This window comes from Rothia sp. HMSC036D11, assembly GCF_001814205.1.
In the GTDB taxonomy this organism is placed as follows: Bacteria; Actinomycetota; Actinomycetes; order Actinomycetales; family Micrococcaceae; genus Rothia; species Rothia dentocariosa.
The window spans coordinates 20,858-42,096 of the sequence record NZ_KV815302.1; the positions used below are offsets into that span (position 1 = coordinate 20,858).

Here is a 21,239-nt window from a genome sequence, read left to right on the forward strand (position 1 = left end):
TGTTATACCGTGCAGGAGCGAGTCTTGGTCTGTGATGCGGGTTTTCCCGCTTCTCTAGGCGAATTGTAAGCGTAGCTTACTTACCCAGCATCTTCTTAACAACCTTTGCCTGGCCACCGGTAACAATCTGGTCAGATGCCAGACGACGGGTCAGACGAGAGGACTTATGCTCCAGGTAGTGGCGGCGGTTCGCCTGCTGGCGCTTAACCTTGCCGCTACCGGTGAGCTTGAAGCGCTTCTTAGCACCAGAGTGGGTCTTCTGCTTCGGCATAGCTGCCGTTCTCCTTACATTCATCCCCGCACGAGCGGAGTAGCTTGAGGGGGAAGAGTGCCCTCCCCCAAGGACGAATTACGATCGGGGATTAACCCGCCGCACCGAACCCAAAGTTCAAGGACGCCACCTCCACGAGGGGCGCCCCCAAGCTGTGTTTCGGCTCTATTACTCGGCTGAAGCCTGAGCTTTCAACTCGGCAGGCATAGCATCTGCCAATGAGTTACTAACGGGCTTCGCCGTAGTCGTGTCGAGACGCTCGCGACCCTTGCGGTTGCCTGAGTTCTGTCCACGGCGCACTTCTGCTTTACCGCGAAGCGGTGCCAGAACCATCACCATGTTGCGTCCATCCTGACGAGGACGAGACTCAATGGTGCTCACCTCAGCCAGTTCTTCTGCCAAACGCTCAAGCAGACGCACACCCATCTCGGGGCGCTGCTGTTCACGACCTCGGAACTGAATCATGGCCTTGACTTTATCCCCACCGGTCAAGAAACGACGAGCGTGCCCAACCTTGGTTTCATAGTCATGGGTATCAATCTTCAGACGGAAACGGATTTCCTTCAGAACGGCGTTAACCTGTTTCTTGCGGGATTCACGAGCCTTGACCGCAGCTTCGTACTTGTACTTACCGTAGTCCATGAGCTTACAAACGGGCGGTTTCGCGTTCGGGGCAACCTCGACAAGGTCAAGTTCGGCATCCTCAGCAAGACGCAAGGCATCTTTAAGAGGAACAACGCCTACCTGCTCGCCACCGGGGCCAACAAGTCGGACCTCCGGAACGCGGATACGATCGTTTATGCGTGGTTCGCTAATGAGTAGCTCCTGTGCTCTGTGGGTTTCCCCGTGAATATTATCCGTGGCGAGCACTAAAAAAGCCCTCGCCGTTTACAAGCGAAGGCACACATCGAATACCGAAAATTCGGTTATCTAACCCGTCTGCCTCACACCATATGCGGGCGGATGCGGGTGGGAGTAGACTCCACTTGCAAACAGTACATTAGTCTACCGGGTTTACAGCTAATTCACAAGAAAATGCCAAGAACGATAACCTTCTTCGTCATATTCCCGTTTTATCCCTGTGAAGCCGGTCAGTCAGCCCAGTAAACCTGCCGTGAGGGGCAGCTACGATTATGCGCATTACGCTACCCCGCACAAGGCAAAATCTTATCTGAAAACCTGTGTAGCGAACATATGAAGATTTACATTCACGGATCGTTCAAGGTACTTCAGCACGCAGAATTAGTACACAGGACCGGTAAATTTCTCGCCAGGCCCTTGCCCCGGCTCATCTGGGATTGACGATGCTTCCCGAAACGCCAGCTGTAACGTCCGCAGCCCATCACGCAGCGGGGCGGCATGCTGCGAACCAATTTCCGGCGCCGCCGCCGTCACAAACCCCGCCAATGCAGTAATAAGTTTGCGTGCTTCATCCAAGTCCTGTAACTCCGCAGCATTATCTTCGGCAGCCAGACCGCATTTGACGGCTGCAGCGCTCATGAGATGGACAGCCGCAGCACCGATAATCTCAACGGCTGGCACATCAGCAATATCCCGCATCTGTTCACTAACGGCATGCACTTGCTCATCAGTTAGCTCTGTACCGCCGTGTACAGGTACAGATTCGTTTGATGATGCGCCAAATTGAAAACTATTCGTCGTGTTACTCATGGTTCTAGAATCTCACACTCTCTAAAGTTCACCAAGACATCATCAACAGAGACTACACAAATCTATGAAGCAGAAAGAAGCTTAATTTGCACAGAATCAACCGCCTGTGACATAAGGTCGCTGCTCGCCAGACTCCGCTGAAAATCCTGAATTACCATATTGAGCTGTTCGCGGGTGAGTCCGGGAAGAACAGCAAGTTTAATCGCAAGCTCAGGACCAGGTCCTCCGCCCCTTAGGATCTTCCCCGTGCCTGTGCGTGCCTGTACGCCGTCACCAACATCGCATTGAACATCCACCAAAGCGGGTTGTGTAGAGATAAGGCGCTTTAGTTCATTTAGTACCTCGTCGTTGAGATACGAAGGGATCCACGGTTTCCCCTGCGCCAAAGACCAAACAGCGGGGCGACGTACCACAAAGGTGAGGTTCTGACCAGGATTCACAACGATGAGTTGGTTATCATCTTCCACAGCACTCAATGCCGTTTTACGCATAGAGGCTGCAACCGGGCGAGCTTGCGGATGCCACTGCGTCAAAGCATCAACACTCGTAAAAACAGGAAGAGCTTTTCGACCATCTGGAGCCTGCAAGCTAACTAATGCCATATCAGCTTCTTTATCAGATACCAGACCATCATGGGTTATATGAGCTTGTGAAAGCTGAGCAACAATCGGAGCAAATATTCGCACTTCACTCAACGCTTCAACAACTGCTGCCTCATCAACTTCATCAGCTTCAAAAGAGGTCAGAACCCGGGCTAAATCTGGGTTCGTCAAGCCATCGTCTCCATAGTATTGATGGGTTTGTGACGTTCCCTCTCCTAGGTTCCTCCCTTTCCAGGGCTGTCCGCCAGTATCAGTTTGCCTCCCAGCGCTGCGCAATTGAGCCGCAATATGCTCTGGCAACGCGCGCCGTGCAGCTGCACGCTTTTGGGGTTCAGACAGATTCCGTTGTTCTTGTGGGTTATGAGGCATCATCATTAGCCGCCTTACGAGCCTCCTCAAAAGTAAAATTGCCGACGTACAGTGCCTTCCCTAGGACAAGACCTTCCAAGCCCTGATTCGTCAGCGCACGAAGAGTGCGAATATCTTCCAGGGAAGCAACACCTCCCGAAGCCACAACGGGATGCTCAGTGAGACTGAGAACTTCACGAAGCAGCTGTAGCCCAGGCCCTGAGAGAGCACCATCTCGGCTTACATCTGTCACAATATATCGGCATGCTTCCGCAGTTTGCAGCCACCGCACCGTGTTATGCACGGAATCGCCACACCATTCGGTCCCACGTGCTACAACGGTTCCATTGCGAGCGTCCAAACCCAGAGCTATCCGCTCACCATAGTGTCCTAGTGTTTTCTCTAACCATGCCGGATACTGCAGCGCCGCCGACGTCACATTGATGCGATCGGGTTCAAGACTCAAGGCGAATTCCAAAGAACGTTCATCTTTAACACCGCCACTGACCTGTATTTTGATAGGATTCTGAGCTGTCGCACGAACTCGATCAATAACCTCTCGAAGGATGCAGGTGTTGTTACCACGACCAAACGCCATATCCAGATCAACAAGGTGAATCCATCGTGCCCCCGCACGACACCACGATAGAGCCGCTTCCACTGGATCTGTACCCTCACTCTGTTGGGAGAGGCGACCGCCTACGGGACGCACTGCACGCCCCTGAGCAATATCGACTGCGGGAAGAAGTTCTAGAGTACCCATATTCTTATCCCTGTGACCCGTATACGAAAGTTACATATGCTCCGTAGCCGAAGAGGGCTAAAGCAATAATCCACAGCACAATCTGCGCGCCAAAAGATATGCCCTGTTTACGGAAAGATATACCCCCACCGGCAAAGAATGCCCCAACAGTCATAAGAATAAGTCCGGAGTATAGAGGTGACATATGATGCTCCTTCGCAGTTTTTCGTAAAATTTATGATGCTACAAACGGTTCATGACGGGAAGATGCGCAACCCAGCGGCGAAGAAATTCTTCACCTGCAGCACCCGAAGCTACCGGACAAAATTGAATTGCTGTGAGAGGACCATTCTCGACAGCTGCAATATAACGCGGATCTGCATCAGTCCAACTGACAGCAGGCGGCTCCATATAGTCTATACTCTGGTCAAAATCCCAAGTAAACACGCCATCCTCTGCCTTGAAGTTCAAGGGTTCAGGAAGATCCTGTAAAAATTTACTGGACGCAGCAGCCTCAACCCTATAGTGTCCTCGATGAGCCCCAGCGGTAGCCAGATCTTGTGCAGCACCCGGCCACTCTCCCAGTGCAGAAATATCAAGGTCTCCAAGATCTGGGTTCACGGTTCGGATAACTTCAAACAGCATCCCAAAACCAGCCCCGGCAACGAGGACAGGACGACCGCCTGCAACGCGCCTGCCAAGCACCCGATCACCGTGGAATTTCCGCACAGCCTCGTATGTTTCGAGAGATTTCTTATGGCCAGCAATCACCATACCATCAGCGTCTCGTAGAGAATTGAGATCTGTGGTAACGAACGCTTGGGCACCGACGCGCTCGCACGCTTGCTGGAGCTCGCCATATGTACCAAATTCGCCAAGTATAGCTACGGTGGGACGTGTGGGCATAGAGACTCCTTAGTTCCGCTCCCACCGGATTCCAGACGAGTAACCGGGCGAGCATACAAATGTCATGTATCTCTAGGGTACAAACTCCAAGGTTTCTGCCCCTAATCTCACGCTATCATTGCATACCGCATGTTACATCGCCTGTATTGAGCACCATATGTCCATAAAAGGGCCCTACGCGATACAGGTCCCTTCAAAGCCACCAGTCTCAAATTAGTCATGAGAACAAAGAATGCAGATAGTTATGATAAGCGCACATCCAGTCACGTTTTCTAGATAGCAACTATGACTGCTATCGCACATTTGGGACTTCTAGACGCTGCCCGACTTTGACAGTTGAACCCTGCAGATCATTAAGTTTACTGATCTGCACCATGGTGTCGCGTGGATCAGTCTTCGGGTCTACCTCTTGCGCAATATCCCAGAGCGTATCTCCAGATTGAACGGTCACGTACCGGGTTCCTGCACCTTGAGAATTATTTCCAGCGTTTGCTGTATGCGGCGATATAAGAATGAACGCCCCAAGAACGACAAGGGCCGCCAGCGTTATCAGCGGAATGCCAAAAACCCAATTTTTCAGAGCCCTAGAGCGATGCATAGCACGTGTGAAAAATGAGGGATTGCGCTTATTAACCACCGACACACCTTTAAGTTTTTCTGGAACCCGCCGCTGTCCGCTTGATGTTTTACCGGTTACGCTCTGCTGAGTCTGAGAGGAAGATGTGACGTTCACTTTCTGTGGTGCAGCTGAGAATGAAGTCTCGTATACAGCTTGTACTTGAGGAAAAGTCAGTCGAGGATGAGGATGAGGCACACGGGAACGGCTCGGTGAAGCATAGTGTGTACGTGCTCGATAAGAGCCCTGACGAACACGAGCCGGGTGAATGACGGTTAACCCCGCCGGAATCCGGGAGGAAGAAGCAGCCGTTGCCATAGTATTTTCCTTTCCTCTGGTGTGTGACAAGTTCATATCCTCGCCGTTACACACCATTCTCAATGCTCATAATGCGGTTGGTATGAGTTCATATTCCTGCAGAAAGCACATATTTTGCTTTCGGATTCTCTTAAGATGCTCTAGAAATACCGAAGTATTTCGAAGACCGATAATCCCTGCATAGCAAGAGCTTGAACTAGAACATCTCACCGAAAGACCTCAACTTTTATCGAATATGTCTTCCGTAGACACCAACTATATCGAATCTAGTTTCGATAGTCTAGTAGAAAGTTACTAAATATTTCTTCGATTATATTCGAGATTCATAGAATATTTGTTTGAAGTTTTCTCTCTGATGCTTTAGACTGAGAACGAGACGGTTCATCATTATGCTTACCTGGATCCAGTCAATACTCTAGGAACCATGGCGTGCGTAAATAGTTAGAAAGAAGGCTCCGCATGACACCCGAAGCTCAGCGCCCTCCGCTGACTCCGCGTCAGCAGAAAATTTTGGATGCGATTCGTACAGAAATCGAGCAGAAAGGGTACCCCCCTTCGATGCGTCAGATTGGCGATATCGTTGGATTGGCTTCACTTTCTTCGGTGACTCATCAGCTCGGTCGTCTTGAGAAGATGGGATATATTCGCCGCGATCCAAAACTACCGCGTGCCATCGAGATTCTTGACGATATAGAGTCTGAGGGCGCTTCAGCCCATTTTCCGGAGCTGCCTACATTTGAGGTGAGCGACGAGGATATGGTTCCCGTGCCCCTCGTAGGTCGCATTGCTGCTGGTGGTCCTATTACGGCTGAGCAATCCGTTGAGGATGTTCTCTCTCTCCCCCGCCAGCTCGTGGGCAGTGGGAAGCTTTTCATGCTTCGCGTCAAAGGGGATTCGATGATTGACGCCGCCATATGCGACGGTGACTGGGTTGTTGTACGTGAACAACACACCGCCGATAATGGAGATATTGTTGCGGCTCTTCTTGACGACGAAGCGACCGTCAAAGTATTCCGCCAAGTAGATGGTCATACTTGGCTGCTCCCCCGAAATTCCCAATATGAGCCCATACTCGGCGACCGCGCCACGGTGATGGGTAAAGTAGTTTCTGTTCTGCGAAGCATCTAACAGGGACCTTCTGAACTGCGCGCGTTTTTCTCAAAAGACACGCGCTAGAGGTTCCGTTCCTGCGTATTCAACCGTCTCATGTCCAGAAGGAACAACAGCACAATGATTGACCGTGAGATCGTTTTTATTGTCTATGTATCGGATATCGAGGCCTCAGTGTCCTTCTATACGAGCATTCTAAATCTTGAGGTCAGTTTTACCTCGCCACGCTATGTCACCATGGATTTAGCGCCGGGAGTCTCGCTAGCGTTGTGGACCGGAGCAAGCAATACTCTTCATGAAACTTCAACACGTACCTCTGAGGTATGTATAAATCTCAAGGGCTCCGATGCAGAAATCCTCACGCAGTACCAAGCCTGGGTGGAACAAGGGGTTGTCATATTGGAAGAGCCCCATCGTGATGTATTTGGGATGACTTTCGTAGCAAGTGATCTAGATGGGAACCGTATCCGAGTTGCCCCGATAGACTAACTAATTACTATAGGCAGCCATAAACGCACAATACATCAGGGAGGGTACCGTCGAACGGTACCCTCCCTTTCCCACATTACATCTATGGACGCTTCGCTACGTTTATGTCTCGGTACCAGTACCGGAATACAACGTGTATTAAACCCGCGTATCTTATTGCTTTTAGTCAATACTCTGATAGAGCCGTTCTAAAGCACCCAAAACAACATTCTTATCCTGGGTGGTCCAAAGGTTAGGCATCGCCCGCATCAGGTACCCACCGTATCGCTGAGTCGCCACCCTAGAGTCAAGGATCGCCACTACCCCGCGATCGTGGACGGAACGTATCAATCGCCCTGCTCCCTGAGACATGCGGATTGCCGCATGATATGCCGAAACAGCCATAAACCCATTCCCGCCTTTTTCTGCCACGGCACGGGTACGCGCTTGAGCGAGAGGATCGTCTGGGCGCGGGAACGGTATACGGTCCATCAGTACCAGACGACAGGAATCCCCGGGAACATCCACTCCCTGCCAAAGGCTCATGGTGCCGAAAAGACAAGCATTTATATCTTCAGTAAACTCCTCGACAAGAGCCCGCAATGAGGACTCTCCCTGCAAGAGAATATTCAAATCTGTGTGCTGACGTACATATTCAGCCGCCTGCTCGGCACCTCGCTTCGACGAGAATAACCCCAGAGCCCCACCACCAGAAGCTTCACATAATTCGCGTAATCGTTCGAGCTGCTGAGGATTCACGCCAAAGCTCGGTTTGGGCAAGTCGGAAGCCACGTATAGAATTCCCTGCCGTGGATAATCAAAAGGAGAGCCTACATCAAGACCTTCCCAGCGCGGAGCCTGCGGCCCAGCCAGCCCTAGGGAGCCGGCTACTGCATCAAAGGATTCACCCACGGTAAGGGTTGCACTCGTAAGAATAACGGTACGGTCCTCAAAAAGCCCCTCACGCAAACGGCTTCCGATGTTCAAAGGAGCAACGTGGAGTGTGGCGGGATCCTGATCGGAAGCTGCGGTATATCGTCCGTTTTCCCAACCACCCTGGCGCGATAACCACAGCACTTCGCGATGTTCGGCAGACTCCAGCATGCGCGTTGCGGCATCGTGTACCTCAGAAACACGTGAACGAGCCATCTGAAGCCCGGCATCCGCCTCTTTATTGTCACTCTTAGAGTCGGAAAGCGCCGCCCGTGCGGCATCGGCTACAGCCGCGAGTGCGTTCAGAAGTCGCCCTTCGAGCCTTTCTAGCAAGCCCTCAGAAACACCTTCACATGCGGTTTCTAAAGAACCGGCGGCTTGTTCAAGCGCGCTGGAGTCTGCTTTGGAGTTCTTGCGGATATCGCGAGCGGCACGCCTAATTAAGGAAGCAGAAAGGGAATCCGTCACCGCGCCGGTCACGCGGTCTGCAAGCTCATGCGCCTCGTCAATAATAGCGATATCGTGTTCGGGAAGTACACCTAAACCTTCAAAAGCGTTGATGGCAAGCAGCGCATGATTAGTAATCACAAGATCAGCTTCGTATGCTTCTTGGCGCGCCCGCTCACTAAAGCACTCCTCAACGAGGGGGCAGCGTTTTCCCAAACACTCTGAGGCGCTCACGGATACCTGCGCCCAGGCACGATCCGATACACCGGGTTTAAGTTCATCGCGGTCGCCGGTCTCGGTTTTTTCCGCCCAGGACCTTAACCGCAGTACTTCTTCACCGATGCGAGACATACTACGCTGAGGTATGTCGAAGAGGGTATCAGGTTCCTCTTCGGGGTATCCGCCGTCGAGTTTGTGCAGGCACAGGTAATTGTTCCTGCCCTTGAGGATTGCGACCTGAGCTTCAGATTCGGGCTCAGAAGAGAGCGCCTCCATAAGTTTTGGAAGGTCTCGTTTTACGATCTGTGCTTGGAGGGCCAGGGTTGCGGTCGCCACGATAATGGGTTTTGTACTTGCACCCGCATGGTGCAGGGCTGGCACCAAATACCCGAGGGATTTACCGGTTCCGGTGCCTGCCTGCACGAGGAGATGCCGCTCAAGGTCGAAAGCCTGCGCAACATGGGCTGCCATTCTACGTTGTCCGAAGCGTTTTTGTCCGCCCGTTTTTTCAATCACATGATCGAGCAAATCTAACACGGGTTTTGCACCGGGCAGAGTTTCAAGCTCCGCTCCGGTGGGCGCAGTAATATTATCGGTCATGGGGTGCTCACGCTCTCATCACGCGAGTTCACAGACGTTTTCGGGTTCAGAGGCAGAGTCTTGAAGCTCCAATTCAAGCACTTCAAGGAGCTCGCCGTCGATCACATAGTCAGAGAGTTCTGCGGCAACATCCTCACGCACCAAAGCGGTGACAAAGGTTCCATCTGAGACAAACGCAGTACTTTTAATCTCAGCGTCCCAAGCATGAAGACGGGAAATAACTTCACCGTGGTTATAGGGGATCAGTAATTTAACTTCAAGCGATGGCCGCGGAATTGTATCCGCAATCTTCTGCTTGAGTTCGTCAATGCCCTCCCCTGTGCGCGCCGAGACGATGACGTGGTTCGGTTCGCGCTGTCGCATGCGTTCGAGGATAAAGGGATCTGCCGCATCCGCTTTATTGAGCACAATAATCTCGGGTATACGGCGAGCATCTAAATCTGCGATAACCTCACGCACGGCGCGAATCTGCCCCTCAGGGTCTGGGTGAGATGCGTCTACCACATGCAGAATCACGTCTGCATCGGCTACCTCTTCGAGCGTGGAACGGAATGCTTCCACGAGCTGGGTGGGCAGCGAGCGCACGAATCCTACAGTGTCCGAAAGCGTATAGCCGATGCCGTCCGGAGTCTGTGCTTTACGCACGGTCGGATCCAGGGTTGCGAAGAGAGCATTCTCCACTAAGACACCAGCGTCGGTCAGACGATTCAGCAACGACGACTTACCTGCGTTCGTATACCCCGCGATAGCAACCGAGGGTACCCTGTTGCGTTTACGGCTTAGGCGTTTTGTCTCACGTGCGGGCGCCATAGCGGCTATTTCGCGCTTGAGCTTTGCCATGCGGGCACGCAGACGGCGGCGATCCATCTCGATTTTGGTTTCACCAGGTCCGCGTGAACCAATGCCTTCACCGGATGCTGCACGCCCGCCTGCCTGGCGTGACAGAGACGCGCCCCAGCCGCGCAGACGCGGAAGCATGTATTCGAGTTGGGCAAGTTCGACCTGTGCTTTGCCTTCACGAGATTTCGCGTGTTGAGCGAAGATGTCTAGAATCAGGGCTGTACGATCGATCACTTTGACTTTAACGATATCTTCGAGGGCTCGTCGTTGTGAGGGTGCTAATTCAGAATCGACGATCACGGTATCAGCACCGGTTGCCTCAACAATGTCTTTGAGTTCGAGGGCTTTTCCTGAGCCAAGAAAAGTTCCGGGGTCTGGTTTGAGGCGGCGCTGAACTAGCCCGTCCAGCACTTCAGATCCTGCGGTTTCGGCGAGTGCAGCGAGTTCTCGCAGGGAGTTTTCAGCATCTTCGACGGTCCCTTCGGTCCACAGCCCGGCGAGAACCACGCGTTCTAGGCGCAGCTGACGGTATTCAACTTCAGTCACATCATCGAGCTCGGTAGAAAGCCCGGCGACTCGGCGTAATGCGCGGCGTTCGGCGAGGTCTTCCTGCTCGCCGTCAAATTCTGAGTGTTCCCGCTGATTATCGGAAATTTCTCGGGCACGGGTATCGAGCACGCGGCGTTGTGCGGTGCTACCGGTGCTTTCGGGGTAGATAGTGGTCTGTGCCGCTGCATCTGCACGGCCTAAGACTCGTTCTACGGTTCGGCGTAGCTGCTCATCACTGGGCAGCTTTTCGCTGGAAAAAGAGGTATCTGTTAATTTCATATGTTCCTCTATTTTAGCGGTCGCATGCCGCAGTTGTCGCGGTTTTCGGTTATCTCTCGCTGTGGGCGCATCAGCGTAGCAGCGATGATGCGGGGTGCAGCCGGGTACACTGGATTCATGAGCGAACAGCATTATTTTTCCTCGTCTCCCGAGGCCGAGTTCAAACCTCGAACGGTTCAGGTTGAGTTGGCGGGGCGTGAGGTTTCCGTGACGACCGCGAACGGTATTTTTAGTCCTTCGGGAATAGACAAGGGAACTGCGGTTCTTTTAGCGCAAGTACCTGAGCCACACGGAAAATATATGCTCGATATTGGATGCGGCTGGGGACCCATCGCGTTATCTTTAGCTATGCTTGCTCCGCAATCTGAGGTTTATGGGATTGACGTCAATTCCCGGTCGCTTTCGCTCACGGAACAGAATGCCCGCGCTTTGGGGCTGCATAACGTCTCGGTGAGCACCCCCGATGAGATAGATCCCACATTACGTTTCGATACTATCTGGTCCAATCCTCCGATTCGCGTGGGTAAAGAGGTTCTGCACAATATTCTGCTCACGTGGCTTCCGCGGCTAGCCCCCGGCGGTGCTGCCTATCTGGTGGTTCAAAAGAATTTGGGTTCTGATTCCCTGCAAAAATGGCTGGATGCACAGCTCACCGAACGTTTTGGATCCGAGTTTTCGGTATCTCGATATGCCATGTCGAAGGGGTTCCGTATCTTGGAGGTTGTGCGTTCTTCCAAAGGTTCTTAAAGGCTTCAGGTGGATGCTCACGCGATAATGCCCGCCAGCTTCTCCGCCTCAGAAGAAGGCTGACGGGCATAAGTTCTCAAAACTCCTTCGTAGGTTAGTGGAGCTCAATCTTGGCAACCGTCTGAGCTGGCCCTGCTAGAACGACGTGTTCGAGGTCGTCGGGGCCTAGGACGAAGGTTACTGCAAGCGTGCCGCCGGGAACATGAACCAGCCATTCATCGGGCGCCTCTTCGCCGCCCCAAAAACGGGTTGCCGCCGCGGCCGCGCATGCACCAGTCCCGCAGGATAGAGTCTCACCCACGCCGCGTTCGTATACGCGCATCCTGATGGCTCCAACGTTTTTATTCTCGTCGGATGTTTCTAGATCAACCGGAACCACAAACTCAACGTTAGTTCCTTTTTCGGGGGCTGGATTTACCTGTGGTTGGCTGTTCAGATCGAGTCCGTCCAACTTGCCTTCCTGACCCAGCATCACCACAGTGTGGGGGTTACCCATCGAAATCGACAGACCGGCTCGGGGAGTCATCAGTCCACGCGCCGAAACATGCGAATCTTCACCACTTTCGCGTGCTGTGTCTCCATGGATAAAACTCCACGGACCCATATCAATGGCATATCCTTCTTCGGTGCGCGCCACGATTTTGACGCCGCCTCGCGTAGCAATCTTGACGGTCTCACCTACCTCAAGGTCAATCATTCCCTCAGTACGCAAGTAATCGACGAAAGCACGCACACCATTCCCGCACATTTCGGCGATCGAGCCGTCACCATTACGGTAATCCATAAACCAGATAGCGTCTGGATGTTCTTCCAGCATATTCTGCCCGGTCCTGAAATTTTCGGTATACGCTGCACGGATAAAGCCGTCGGCACCGATTCCAAAATGACGATCGCAGACACGCGCGATGAGGTCAGCATCGAGCGGGATCTCAGAGGCTGGATCGGTCAGAAATATAAAGTCATTACCCGTTCCATGCCCCTTTGTCAGAGTACGCCCGGCTAGTTCTCCCCACGTGGATACGCCATCGGTCATGCTCGTTCTCTACCCTTCGTTCTTCGTGACTAAATCTCTGTAAATTCTACCGGTTTACCGCAGAGGATGCGTCTTAAGCAGGTTTCGGTCCTTTACAGCCTTGGCTCGCCTGATGCACGACCTCAAGAGCTTGGCTAAGCAGGTTCTTCGATTCGGCGTCAAACCAGTGTACGCGGTCATCCCCGCGAAACCAGGTTATCTGACGACGCGCAAATTGTCGGGTTGCCGTCGCGGTGTCTTCGATCGCATCGTGCAGAGTATACGTCGCGCTCAACGCGGGGGTGGAGGCGGTAGTCTGCGCATCCAAAACCTCCAAAAACTGGGCGTACCCGATGGCACGTGAGGCGGTCTTTCCCTCGCGCAGACCATGCTGTTCCAGCGTTCGTACTTCATCTAAAAGCCCTGATTCCGCCATGTTCACCACCCGCCGGTACAGGCGTTCGTGGAGGCGTTCACGATCCATATCAAGCCCAATCTGTATGGCGGGTGAGATATATTCGCGTACTGGCATAAAGGCAGAAAAGGGACGCCCCGTCACCTCAAAAACTTCGAGGGCACGGATAACGCGCCGTTCGTCGTGAACACGCGCCGCAGAGTCAGGATCGACCTGAGCCAGGCGTGTGCGCAAAACACCGATCCCCTGCTGGGCGGCTTCCTGCTCCAGCCGAGTCCGTACTGCCGAATCCGTGCCGGGAAATTCGAGTTTATCGAGAGCCGCCCGAACATAGAGGCCGGATCCGCCCACCAGAATAGGGTACTTACCGCGCGCTCTAATATCCGCAAAGAGCTGCCGGGCTTGATGCTGAAATTCTGCTACCGAAGCTTCCTGCGTGATATCCAAAATATCGAGCAGATGGTGAGGAACCCCCTGCATTTCCTCAGCGGTAATCTTAGCAGTTCCGATATTCATACCGCGATAGAACTGCATAGAATCCGCGTTCACACATTCACCGCCAAGATGCCGGGCAAGAGCAATTGCGAGCGCACTCTTACCGGTACCGGTGGCACCGATAATAGCGATAATAGGAGGCTCTAAGGGGTACGTCATGGGTCTATTGTACGGGTCTACAGATAATATGAGACCGCGCGCACGCCCTACGGTATCTAGGATTTAGGCCCAATAGTGGGCATGCCAAGTCCCACAGGACCGCCCGAAACTTGGGTAGTTCCGGCGCCGCAGGATTCGGCCTGTGAACGGTCCCAGGCGTCCCCGGCTCGGGTGCGGCGAAGCTGATACTGCTCAGCGGTGGGATCTGAAATCAGATGGAATGACCCTGCCTCAGTGATAGGAACGGTTACCATGTCTCCAGGGCGAGGCTCTTCGCACCCGGCAGGTACTGAGAAATGTACGAGGCGCTGATCCGGTCCGCGGCCCGCCAGACGATGCGTCTGTTGCGCTTTACGCCCAGACTCGGCGATAACCATCAGCTCGACAGTCTTCCCCAGCTGTTTACGATTCTCTTCACCCGCGATACGGTCCTGCAGAGCCACTAAGCGTTCGTAGCGCTCTTGCACAACATCTTTTGGAATCTGGTTTTCCATAGTCGCCGCCGGGGTGCCGGGGCGAATTGAGTACTGGAAGGTAAATGCTGACGAGAACCGCGCCTGCTCCACCACGCGTAGCGTATCCTGGAAGTCTTCTTCGCTCTCACCGGGGAACCCCACGATAATATCGGTGGTAATGACAGCGTGCGGAATGCGCTCGCGCACCTTCTCTAAAATACCCAAGAATTTCTTGGATCGGTATGAGCGGCGCATGTCTTTGAGCACCTTATCCGATCCCGATTGAAGCGGCATATGCAGAACAGGCATGACGTTCGGGGTTTCTGCCATCGCTTCTATCACGTCGTCGGTGAACATAGCTGGATGCGGTGACGTGAACCGTACTCGTTCCAGTCCCTCAATATCACCGCAGGCGCGCAATAGTTTGGAGAATGCCTGACGGTCCCCAAATTCCACGCCGTAGGAGTTCACGTTCTGCCCAAGCAGAGTTACTTCGATCGCACCGTCATCAACGAGCGCCTGAACTTCAGCGAGGATATCGCCGGGTCGACGATCTTTCTCTTTACCGCGCAGTGACGGCACGATGCAGAAGGTACAAGTGTTATTGCATCCTACGGAGATTGACACCCAGCCCGAGTACACATGGTCGCGTTTCGTGGGCAGGGTCGAGGGGAACACCTCAAGCGATTCGAGCAGTTCCGCCTGTGCTTCGTGATTGTGGCGGGCGCGTTCAAGGAGTGTGGGGAGCGAGCCAATATTGTGGGTGCCGAACACGACATCTACCCAAGGGGCTTTTTCGATAATAGTGTTCTGGTCTTTTTGAGCCAGGCATCCGCCTACAGCAATTTGCATGCCTTCGTGGCGTCGCTTCACGGAGGCCAACTGCCCCAAATGCCCGTAGAGACGGTTCGATGCGTTCTCGCGCACCGCGCATGTGTTAAACACCACGAGGTCGGGTTCTTCCCCCTCGGCGGCGCGTACATACCCGTTCGCTTCTAGCAAACCAGACATACGTTCAGAATCGTGAACGTTCATTTGACAGCCAAAGGTGCGAACTTCATAGGTTCGGGGAGTTTCGGCGGACGTTGCGGATTCAGCAGAAAAATCATTTAGGGTCATGCTCACGCCATTAGGGTAGCGGATGGTGGATAATGGCTCTATGCAGGTATCCCTTAGTAATTCTTCCGGCCAATATCCTGAGGATCCCCTCGCGACTATTCTTGAGCGTGCCATCGCGGAATACCATCCCGCGCCCACGCACTCCCCCGCCGATTCTGAGGCGTTCCGGGTCAGTGTTCTCAAGATGCTTTCGTGGGCGGCAACCCTACCGGCTATCGGAGATCGGATTCCGCTCTCGCTGACGATTCTCTCAACCGGAATGCGCTCGGTCGTGCTGCGAGTACGCTATGGATCTAACCCGCATACGCCCTGGCAGCCCGAGTCTGTCATCTTAAAGCGTTATCGCCGCGGAGATTCGGCGACTAACGCAGGCGGTTTTGGATACCTTCGGGAAAAATACGGTGCAGTTGCCCTCGATGAGATGGTTCCAGATATTTACCCTGCCCTCTACGGTGTTGATGATGACTTACGCTGCTTAGCACTCGAAGACGTGGTTTTTGAAGGGTCGGTACCCGTTGCAAACTCCCTCATAGCTGATACCTCCACGCAGCTTTTCAACCAGAACAATACGGCACGCGCTTTTGCGGCTTACGCGGCAGTGTGGGGTGAATTCGCCCGACAAGGAATTTTTGACGACACCGTCGATCAATATCGCGCATCGCTTGCGAGGGCGGACCGTAGGGCGCAGTTCCCGGGGGCGATGCCCTCCCCGAAACTTGCCGAGAAGGGGCTTCAACGCCTATATCCCGATCTCCCAGCAGAACGGAGCGAAGATGCCGAAGAACCTACAAACGATCTCCAAGAACTAATCTTCCGGTTCCATCGCATTACTCAGCCATTTTTCCTCAAACGCCCGCCGGTACCCGAGCAGTTTAAACGTAGCCGCGGGCAGGTCTATATGCTCTCGTCAGGAGATTTTTCGCCGCATAACGTGCTGTACTCCCCTGCCGATACGGCACCTTCTCGCGGTATCGGCACCCGCGCCTTTGATACGGAGGGGACCTGTATTCACCATCGCGGATTCCCTTTTGTGGAGGCGATGCTCGGGTTTCCCTCGTCGCCCCAGTACCCGCTTTACCGGGTAGATAGGGAACAGGAGCTTCCTAAATTTTATACGGTCCTCTTCGGTGAAGTACCTTTAGATGCCAGGCTTGCCGAAGACATTGCGGTGTGCGCAGCTATTACAGTGTGTACGCTTTTGGAGCTTTACGCCGACGGATCCCGGGTACAGGTTCTTCCCCGCATTTGCTATCAGGGTGCCGAGCTGATGCGCATCCTGCTTACTCTTGGGAACACTCAAGACCCCGCGCTTTACGATCTCATCCAGCGCCTTGGCGATTACGGTAAGAACCTCGAAAAGTAGATTAGACGGCACGTCCAGTTGCCTCACCGGCGGCAAGCGTAAAATCCCAACTAATTCCGTTCCGGGTAAGAACCTGCGGACGTAGTTCCTCACGCAACGCAAAACTCTTATCGGCATATCCCAGCAGATACTCATCGAAGGCTGGGAGAATAAGCTTGCGATTAAGAGCAACTTTGAGTTCCGAGTCGGTAATGCCTTCTTGCCAGGAACCTATCGCATATTCTTGCCCACCCAGCACAATGTTCTGGGTACAATGAGCATGTTTAAACGCATATCGGGCATCGGTTATCGTAATTCCAGCCCACCAGCTCAGGTCCTCGGCAGTCACTGGCCCGTGACCGCATATATAACGTGTACCCAATTCAACCAGTGCCTGCTTTCGCTCGTATTTTGTGCGGGGCACAGGTATGGAGTCACGGTGCACGAAGCTTTCCTCTTTCCCCTGAAGCGGCCCTTGAAGAACCGTACCCTCACCGCCGTAGAGCCGAATGAGGTGACTACGTCGCGAACTTGGTCCGCTATAGCCGCATTCATCCAAAATGGCGTAGAGGTCAGTACGGGTGAGCGGCTCAAGATAACCGCGAGTTTGTAAAGCTTCATGAAGATGTTTACGCCAACGTTCAAAGTCTTCGAGCGTAAAGTTACATTGATGCATATAGGTGGTCTGAGGCTTCGCACCTCGACCAGCGACGGCAGCATACAGTGAATCTGAGCTTTTAAGAGTCAAAAAATGGAGTGTCCCGCGCATAGGCCACGAACGTACAATATCGTAGTCATGGATGCCTTCAAGAACTGTTTCAGCACTGCACGCAGCTCGTAGAGCAATGGCGCGCACACCGGCATTGTAATTTTGCCCCTGAACAGCGTAGAGATGATTTAACACATGTATCGGGGCGCTTGTCTCTTGGTACAGAGTGTCAGCGTCTACACCTATACCACGATGCGCTGCACTTGGAGCGAGGAGCTGAGCGATCATACGCCTGGCACGAAGTTCTTGTAACGGCTGCATAGATTACCTCTTATCTGTTGCTGGATCCGCTGGATACTCTTCTGATGAAGAATATTCAACAGTCTTCTTCTTGCTCGCTGCGGTACTTCTCGATTTCTTCTTTTACCACCGAAAACGCTACGGATGAAGAATATCCTCGACGTGCCAGCATCCCTACCAGCCGGCGCATGATTTTCTCCTTCTCGGTACGATCTGAGAAGTTCATGGAAGGACGCAGTTTTTTGCGCACGAGCTCCGCAGCATCCCGATGCTCATCTTCGTCCGTGCGCGCAGCGAGCGCATCTTCAGCAAGTTCTCCGGTAATTCCTCGCTCTTTGAGTTCACGGCGCAGAGCGGTTCGGGAAAGCTTCTTATGTTTTCCCCGCTGTTCCACAAAGGAACGCGCATACTCGGCATCGTCGATTAGGTGAGCCGCCTCGAATTTATCGAGCAGCGGCTCTATAAGACTTTCCTCAAACCCTTTATCGGCAAGTTTTTTCTGCAGCTGCGCGCGGGATTTAGCGGAATACGCCAGCTGATTGTAAACCAGAGTCTTTGCTCGCGTGTACGGATCTGGCTCTTCGCGCTGTTTCCAACGTCCTGAGCGATTGGTGCCCGGAACATTCGTCTTTTCTTCGGTAGCGATACCTCGAATAAGAGCTTCTTCTTCGGTGCTCAAAGGTTCGTTGAGGGCACTCCCCTCACGAAATAATGGGCCTGATGACCTTTTCTTCTTTCGTACTTTTTCTGGATGTTCTTCCTCTGCACGATGAGCCCCAATAGCCGGGGCGAAGGGCGATTTTTCGGTGTTCTTGGGGCGCCGGAATCCTTTTTTCCAGTCCGGGTTTCGACGCTTCTTACGGGCGCCCGATGTACGCTCTGCTGAGGGTTTTGATGAAGCGTTTTGTGTACGGGGTTCTGCATCATGTTGAGCTGCCGCCCCTCCCCCTCGTGTGCGTGGGAACGAGCGCGATGAGGAAGAACGATAGGGTGCAGAATCGGGGTCGGGTTTGTCTTCCACGTATCCGTGTGCGGCGGGATGCCAATCAGAGAATCCTGTGGCTTTGCCCTCTGCAGCATCAGAAATTGTTTCAGCGTCAGAAATCGCAGGGTCACTCAACGGGTTATCACCCCAGGCATCCGCCAACCAATCGTTACCCATGCCGCCTTCCTGTGCTGATTCGATGCTGTAATCCTGTAGGTACAACGCCTCAAAGGCGTAGAGTTCTCAGATATGCTAGAGCGTGTGCCGCGTATCCTCAAAGCTAGGCTATCGTGGATGCACGGCACACGCCATCTTATTTAGAATTCTTCTGCGAGCTCGTCGAGAGGATCGGCTTCAACCGATGTGGCTTCAGCTTCTTCCGAAGATTCCTCGCCTTCAGGATCGATAATTCCGAGTTTTACGAGGACCTTATACTGTAGTTCTTCAGTCAATTCCGGGTTATCCTTGAGCAGTTTACGCACGTTCTCGCGCCCCTGCCCCAGCTGTTCGCCATCATAGGTAAACCAGGCGCCAGACTTCTTGACGATGTCATGCTCTACCGCGAGGTCAAGAATACCGCCTTCAACGGAGATACCCTCACCATACAGAATGTCGAACTCGGCCTGTTTGAAGGGAGGAGCCATCTTATTCTTCACGATCTTGGCACGAGTTTTATTGCCAATGGGGTTCGCCCCGTCCTTTAAGGTCTCAATACGTCGAATATCGATACGCACCGAGGCGTAGAACTTCAGGGCCTTACCGCCGGTCGTGGTTTCGGGAGAACCAAAGAACACGCCGATCTTCTCACGAAGCTGGTTAATGAAGATTGCTGTAGTGCCGGTGGATGCCAGGCGACCCGTAATCTTACGGAGAGCCTGGCTCATCAAACGCGCCTGCAAGCCCACATGAGAATCCCCCATATCGCCGTCAATCTCGGCGCGGGGAACGAGAGCTGCTACAGAGTCGACCACAACGATATCTACAGCACCGGAACCAACCAGCATATCCATAATTTCGAGTGCCTGTTCCCCAGTATCGGGCTGCGATACCAAGAGGGCATCGGTGTCAACGCCGAGTTTGGCAGCATAGACCGGATCGAGTGCATGTTCAGCATCAATAAACGCCGCGATACCGCCCGCTTTCTGCACATTCGCTACAGCATGCAGAGCGACAGTGGTCTTACCGGAAGATTCAGGACCATAAATTTCGATCACACGGCCGCGGGGCAGTCCGCCGATACCGAGAGCAGCATCCAAAGCGATAGCGCCGGTTGAAATAACCTCCGTTTTCACGGTCTCTTTATCGCCTAGACGCATAATCGCGCCTTTACCATAATCCTTGTCGATTTTAGCCATCACGGCTTCGAGTGCCTTGGCACGGCCTTCTTCAGGAACACGAGCGACGCCCTGTGCCTTGCTGTTCTTTGCCACGGTTAGTTACCTCGTTCTATCAATAGAAGGTCTCAATGATTCTTCGGGAGGTGCTTCTCGCCACCCTCTGCACACTACTCTACGAAGTCCGCCTGACACTTTAAGACCGGCGGCGGAAGAATGTGGAAAAATCCCCCCAGAAAGTACAGATATTTTTACTCTGTGGATAGATTAGCACGACTCGAACAAAAATCCTATAAATCGCACAAATTTTCGGCAAATTTTTTCGAATTTATGCTCGCCGTGTCTATCTCAGAGTCTCCACATACAGCGTCGCAACAACCCCTAAACCGGACTTATTCCGCAGCAATTCATGGATTCGGCTACCTGCGCGGTTCACGGTCGGGTCCCAAACGGCGAACCTCCGGAATATCCTGTGTCTCGCAGACCGCAAGCCAAACATCCTTCGGTGCAACCCCAGCTTCAAGTGCCTCTAAAGCCGTCATATTCCCAAGCGACCCAAGCACCAAATCTCCCGCCAAAACTCGGGCATACCCAGCACCGAATTCGTAGTCCATATTTGTCCAAAACTCGCTGAGTTTCATCATCCCTCCTTACGCTCTCCTGTTTCAGAGCATATCCGAGAAAAAATCACGAGAATGCTTCATCAGAGTCCCCTGCGAAAGTAGACCTCTACCGTTGTCAGTGCATAAAAAAGCGAACCGCGCATCATAACGGATGCGCGGTTCGCTCACATAGGTCTCTTAGAGCGAAGCCATCATGTAATCGTTACGGTACTGCTCAGCAAGCTCGGCGGGAACGGTATCCGGAACGTGTACGCCCTCTAGAATTGCCATACGGTCGGCGACTTCACGGAGCATCTGGTACATCGGGATATCAAGCGCCTGGCAAATCCATGCCAGAAGCTCCGAAGAAGCTTCCTTCTGCCCACGCTCAACTTCGCTGAGATAACCCAGGGAAACACGTGCGCTCTGTGAAACCTCGCGTAGGGTACGACCCTGGCGCTGACGAACGTCACGAAGAACCTCGCCAATAGCCTGGCGCAGAGGTACAGTCTTTGCCTCTTCCACAACAGGAGCTACCTGTTGCGGAGCTGGGTTAATTTCTTTCCACCGGGTAATACCATTAATAGATACACGCTTCTTGGTCATATGCGTTGTTTCTCCTCGTACGTAGGTCAACCAGTGTTCG

Annotated in this window: 22 protein-coding genes; 4 read left to right on the forward strand and 18 right to left on the reverse strand. The window is 53.2% G+C overall.

Going from position 1 to position 21,239, the window contains the following annotated elements:
• Positions 1-76 precede the first annotated feature (76 nt).
• From rpmI to HMPREF2958_RS06575, 8 genes are all read right to left on the reverse strand, one after another.
• Positions 77-271 (reverse strand): 50S ribosomal protein L35, encoded by a 195-nt coding sequence (rpmI, locus tag HMPREF2958_RS06540; protein WP_004006287.1) that lies wholly within the window; start codon positions 269-271, stop codon positions 77-79.
• A 168-nt stretch (positions 272-439) separates the two neighbouring features.
• Positions 440-1,141 (reverse strand): translation initiation factor IF-3, encoded by a 702-nt coding sequence (gene infC, locus HMPREF2958_RS06545; RefSeq protein ID WP_013398777.1) that lies wholly within the window; start codon positions 1,139-1,141, stop codon positions 440-442.
• 372 nt (positions 1,142-1,513) lie between these two features.
• Positions 1,514-1,942: a DUF1844 domain-containing protein gene (locus HMPREF2958_RS06550; RefSeq protein ID WP_070697431.1), complete on the reverse strand. Its 429-nt coding sequence runs from the start codon at positions 1,940-1,942 to the stop codon at positions 1,514-1,516.
• A gap of 62 nt (positions 1,943-2,004) precedes the next feature.
• Positions 2,005-2,715, reverse strand: a complete 711-nt coding sequence (locus tag HMPREF2958_RS06555; RefSeq protein WP_246828065.1) for an SseB family protein — start codon at positions 2,713-2,715, stop codon at positions 2,005-2,007.
• Positions 2,716-2,902: 187 nt separating this feature from the next.
• On the reverse strand, positions 2,903-3,655 hold the full coding sequence (locus HMPREF2958_RS06560; RefSeq protein ID WP_070697435.1) for a HisA/HisF-related TIM barrel protein: 753 nt from the start codon (positions 3,653-3,655) through the stop codon (positions 2,903-2,905).
• A gap of 4 nt (positions 3,656-3,659) precedes the next feature.
• On the reverse strand, positions 3,660-3,839 hold the full coding sequence (locus HMPREF2958_RS06565; protein WP_048753109.1) for a hypothetical protein: 180 nt from the start codon (positions 3,837-3,839) through the stop codon (positions 3,660-3,662).
• Between the two features lie 38 nt (positions 3,840-3,877).
• Complete coding sequence (locus HMPREF2958_RS06570) at positions 3,878-4,540, reverse strand: imidazole glycerol phosphate synthase subunit HisH (protein ID WP_048753107.1); 663 nt, start codon at positions 4,538-4,540, stop codon at positions 3,878-3,880.
• A 292-nt stretch (positions 4,541-4,832) separates the two neighbouring features.
• Positions 4,833-5,474, reverse strand: coding sequence for a LysM peptidoglycan-binding domain-containing protein (locus HMPREF2958_RS06575; RefSeq protein WP_070697436.1), 642 nt, complete (start codon positions 5,472-5,474; stop codon positions 4,833-4,835).
• 459 nt (positions 5,475-5,933) lie between these two features.
• Here HMPREF2958_RS06575 and lexA point away from each other — a divergent pair, with 459 nt between their 5' ends.
• Both lexA and HMPREF2958_RS06585 read left to right on the forward strand, forming a co-directional pair.
• The gene (lexA, locus tag HMPREF2958_RS06580; protein WP_048753103.1) at positions 5,934-6,602 is read left to right on the forward strand and encodes a transcriptional repressor LexA; all 669 of its coding nucleotides are present in this window, start codon (positions 5,934-5,936) and stop codon (positions 6,600-6,602) included.
• 102 nt (positions 6,603-6,704) lie between these two features.
• The gene (locus tag HMPREF2958_RS06585) at positions 6,705-7,073 is read left to right on the forward strand and encodes a VOC family protein (RefSeq protein WP_048753101.1); all 369 of its coding nucleotides are present in this window, start codon (positions 6,705-6,707) and stop codon (positions 7,071-7,073) included.
• Between the two features lie 162 nt (positions 7,074-7,235).
• Here the strand turns inward: HMPREF2958_RS06585 and HMPREF2958_RS06590 are convergent, their stop codons facing one another.
• Complete coding sequence (locus HMPREF2958_RS06590; protein ID WP_070697438.1) at positions 7,236-9,251, reverse strand: ATP-dependent DNA helicase; 2,016 nt, start codon at positions 9,249-9,251, stop codon at positions 7,236-7,238.
• 18 nt (positions 9,252-9,269) lie between these two features.
• Positions 9,270-10,919, reverse strand: a complete 1,650-nt coding sequence (gene hflX / locus HMPREF2958_RS06595; protein ID WP_070697440.1) for a GTPase HflX — start codon at positions 10,917-10,919, stop codon at positions 9,270-9,272.
• Positions 10,920-11,036: 117 nt separating this feature from the next.
• Here hflX and HMPREF2958_RS06600 point away from each other — a divergent pair, with 117 nt between their 5' ends.
• Positions 11,037-11,666, forward strand: a complete 630-nt coding sequence (locus tag HMPREF2958_RS06600; RefSeq protein ID WP_070697525.1) for a class I SAM-dependent methyltransferase — start codon at positions 11,037-11,039, stop codon at positions 11,664-11,666.
• Positions 11,667-11,760: 94 nt separating this feature from the next.
• On the opposite strand, the gene dapF is transcribed toward HMPREF2958_RS06600, so the two are convergent.
• The 3 genes from dapF to miaB form a co-directional block, all read right to left on the reverse strand.
• Complete coding sequence (dapF, locus tag HMPREF2958_RS06605; RefSeq protein ID WP_013398765.1) at positions 11,761-12,699, reverse strand: diaminopimelate epimerase; 939 nt, start codon at positions 12,697-12,699, stop codon at positions 11,761-11,763.
• A 73-nt stretch (positions 12,700-12,772) separates the two neighbouring features.
• Positions 12,773-13,747 carry a tRNA (adenosine(37)-N6)-dimethylallyltransferase MiaA gene (gene miaA / locus HMPREF2958_RS06610; protein ID WP_070697441.1) on the reverse strand — a complete coding sequence of 325 codons (975 nt, stop codon included), beginning with the start codon at positions 13,745-13,747 and terminating at the stop codon, positions 12,773-12,775.
• A 56-nt stretch (positions 13,748-13,803) separates the two neighbouring features.
• Complete coding sequence (gene miaB / locus HMPREF2958_RS06615) at positions 13,804-15,321, reverse strand: tRNA (N6-isopentenyl adenosine(37)-C2)-methylthiotransferase MiaB (protein ID WP_070697443.1); 1,518 nt, start codon at positions 15,319-15,321, stop codon at positions 13,804-13,806.
• A 40-nt stretch (positions 15,322-15,361) separates the two neighbouring features.
• On the opposite strand from miaB, the gene HMPREF2958_RS06620 reads away from it, so the two are divergent.
• A complete protein-coding gene (locus HMPREF2958_RS06620) occupies positions 15,362-16,684 on the forward strand; it encodes a hypothetical protein (protein ID WP_246828066.1) in 1,323 nt (440 codons plus the stop codon).
• A 1-nt stretch (position 16,685) separates the two neighbouring features.
• On the opposite strand, the gene HMPREF2958_RS06625 is transcribed toward HMPREF2958_RS06620, so the two are convergent.
• The 5 genes from HMPREF2958_RS06625 to HMPREF2958_RS06645 form a co-directional block, all read right to left on the reverse strand.
• Positions 16,686-17,693, reverse strand: a complete 1,008-nt coding sequence (locus tag HMPREF2958_RS06625) for a DNA glycosylase AlkZ-like family protein (protein ID WP_070697447.1) — start codon at positions 17,691-17,693, stop codon at positions 16,686-16,688.
• Positions 17,694-17,748: 55 nt separating this feature from the next.
• Positions 17,749-18,834: a regulatory protein RecX gene (locus tag HMPREF2958_RS11155; protein ID WP_246828067.1), complete on the reverse strand. Its 1,086-nt coding sequence runs from the start codon at positions 18,832-18,834 to the stop codon at positions 17,749-17,751.
• Between the two features lie 140 nt (positions 18,835-18,974).
• Entirely contained in the window at positions 18,975-20,087 is a 1,113-nt protein-coding gene (gene recA, locus HMPREF2958_RS06635; RefSeq protein WP_004006268.1) for a recombinase RecA, read from the reverse strand.
• Positions 20,088-20,410: 323 nt separating this feature from the next.
• Positions 20,411-20,632, reverse strand: a complete 222-nt coding sequence (locus tag HMPREF2958_RS06640) for a DUF3046 domain-containing protein (protein ID WP_004006267.1) — start codon at positions 20,630-20,632, stop codon at positions 20,411-20,413.
• Between the two features lie 159 nt (positions 20,633-20,791).
• On the reverse strand, positions 20,792-21,199 hold the full coding sequence (locus tag HMPREF2958_RS06645) for a helix-turn-helix domain-containing protein (RefSeq protein ID WP_004006266.1): 408 nt from the start codon (positions 21,197-21,199) through the stop codon (positions 20,792-20,794).
• Positions 21,200-21,239 lie beyond the last annotated feature (40 nt).

Coding starts and splice junctions, on each gene's coding strand:
- rpmI (WP_004006287.1), bottom strand. CDS start 271: ATGCCGAAGCAGAAGACCCACTCTGGTGCTAAGAAGCGCTTCAAGCTC.
- HMPREF2958_RS06550 (WP_070697431.1), bottom strand. CDS start 1,942: ATGAGTAACACGACGAATAGTTTTCAATTTGGCGCATCATCAAACGAA.
- HMPREF2958_RS06560 (WP_070697435.1), bottom strand. CDS start 3,655: ATGGGTACTCTAGAACTTCTTCCCGCAGTCGATATTGCTCAGGGGCGT.
- HMPREF2958_RS06565 (WP_048753109.1), bottom strand. CDS start 3,839: ATGTCACCTCTATACTCCGGACTTATTCTTATGACTGTTGGGGCATTC.
- HMPREF2958_RS06570 (WP_048753107.1), bottom strand. CDS start 4,540: ATGCCCACACGTCCCACCGTAGCTATACTTGGCGAATTTGGTACATAT.
- HMPREF2958_RS06575 (WP_070697436.1), bottom strand. CDS start 5,474: ATGGCAACGGCTGCTTCTTCCTCCCGGATTCCGGCGGGGTTAACCGTC.
- lexA (WP_048753103.1), top strand. CDS start 5,934: ATGACACCCGAAGCTCAGCGCCCTCCGCTGACTCCGCGTCAGCAGAAA.
- HMPREF2958_RS06585 (WP_048753101.1), top strand. CDS start 6,705: ATGATTGACCGTGAGATCGTTTTTATTGTCTATGTATCGGATATCGAG.
- HMPREF2958_RS06590 (WP_070697438.1), bottom strand. CDS start 9,251: ATGACCGATAATATTACTGCGCCCACCGGAGCGGAGCTTGAAACTCTG.
- hflX (WP_070697440.1), bottom strand. CDS start 10,919: ATGAAATTAACAGATACCTCTTTTTCCAGCGAAAAGCTGCCCAGTGAT.
- HMPREF2958_RS06600 (WP_070697525.1), top strand. CDS start 11,037: ATGAGCGAACAGCATTATTTTTCCTCGTCTCCCGAGGCCGAGTTCAAA.
- dapF (WP_013398765.1), bottom strand. CDS start 12,699: ATGACCGATGGCGTATCCACGTGGGGAGAACTAGCCGGGCGTACTCTG.
- miaA (WP_070697441.1), bottom strand. CDS start 13,747: ATGACGTACCCCTTAGAGCCTCCTATTATCGCTATTATCGGTGCCACC.
- miaB (WP_070697443.1), bottom strand. CDS start 15,321: ATGACCCTAAATGATTTTTCTGCTGAATCCGCAACGTCCGCCGAAACT.
- HMPREF2958_RS06620 (WP_246828066.1), top strand. CDS start 15,362: ATGCAGGTATCCCTTAGTAATTCTTCCGGCCAATATCCTGAGGATCCC.
- HMPREF2958_RS06625 (WP_070697447.1), bottom strand. CDS start 17,693: ATGCAGCCGTTACAAGAACTTCGTGCCAGGCGTATGATCGCTCAGCTC.
- HMPREF2958_RS11155 (WP_246828067.1), bottom strand. CDS start 18,834: ATGGGTAACGATTGGTTGGCGGATGCCTGGGGTGATAACCCGTTGAGT.
- HMPREF2958_RS06640 (WP_004006267.1), bottom strand. CDS start 20,632: ATGAAACTCAGCGAGTTTTGGACAAATATGGACTACGAATTCGGTGCT.
- HMPREF2958_RS06645 (WP_004006266.1), bottom strand. CDS start 21,199: ATGACCAAGAAGCGTGTATCTATTAATGGTATTACCCGGTGGAAAGAA.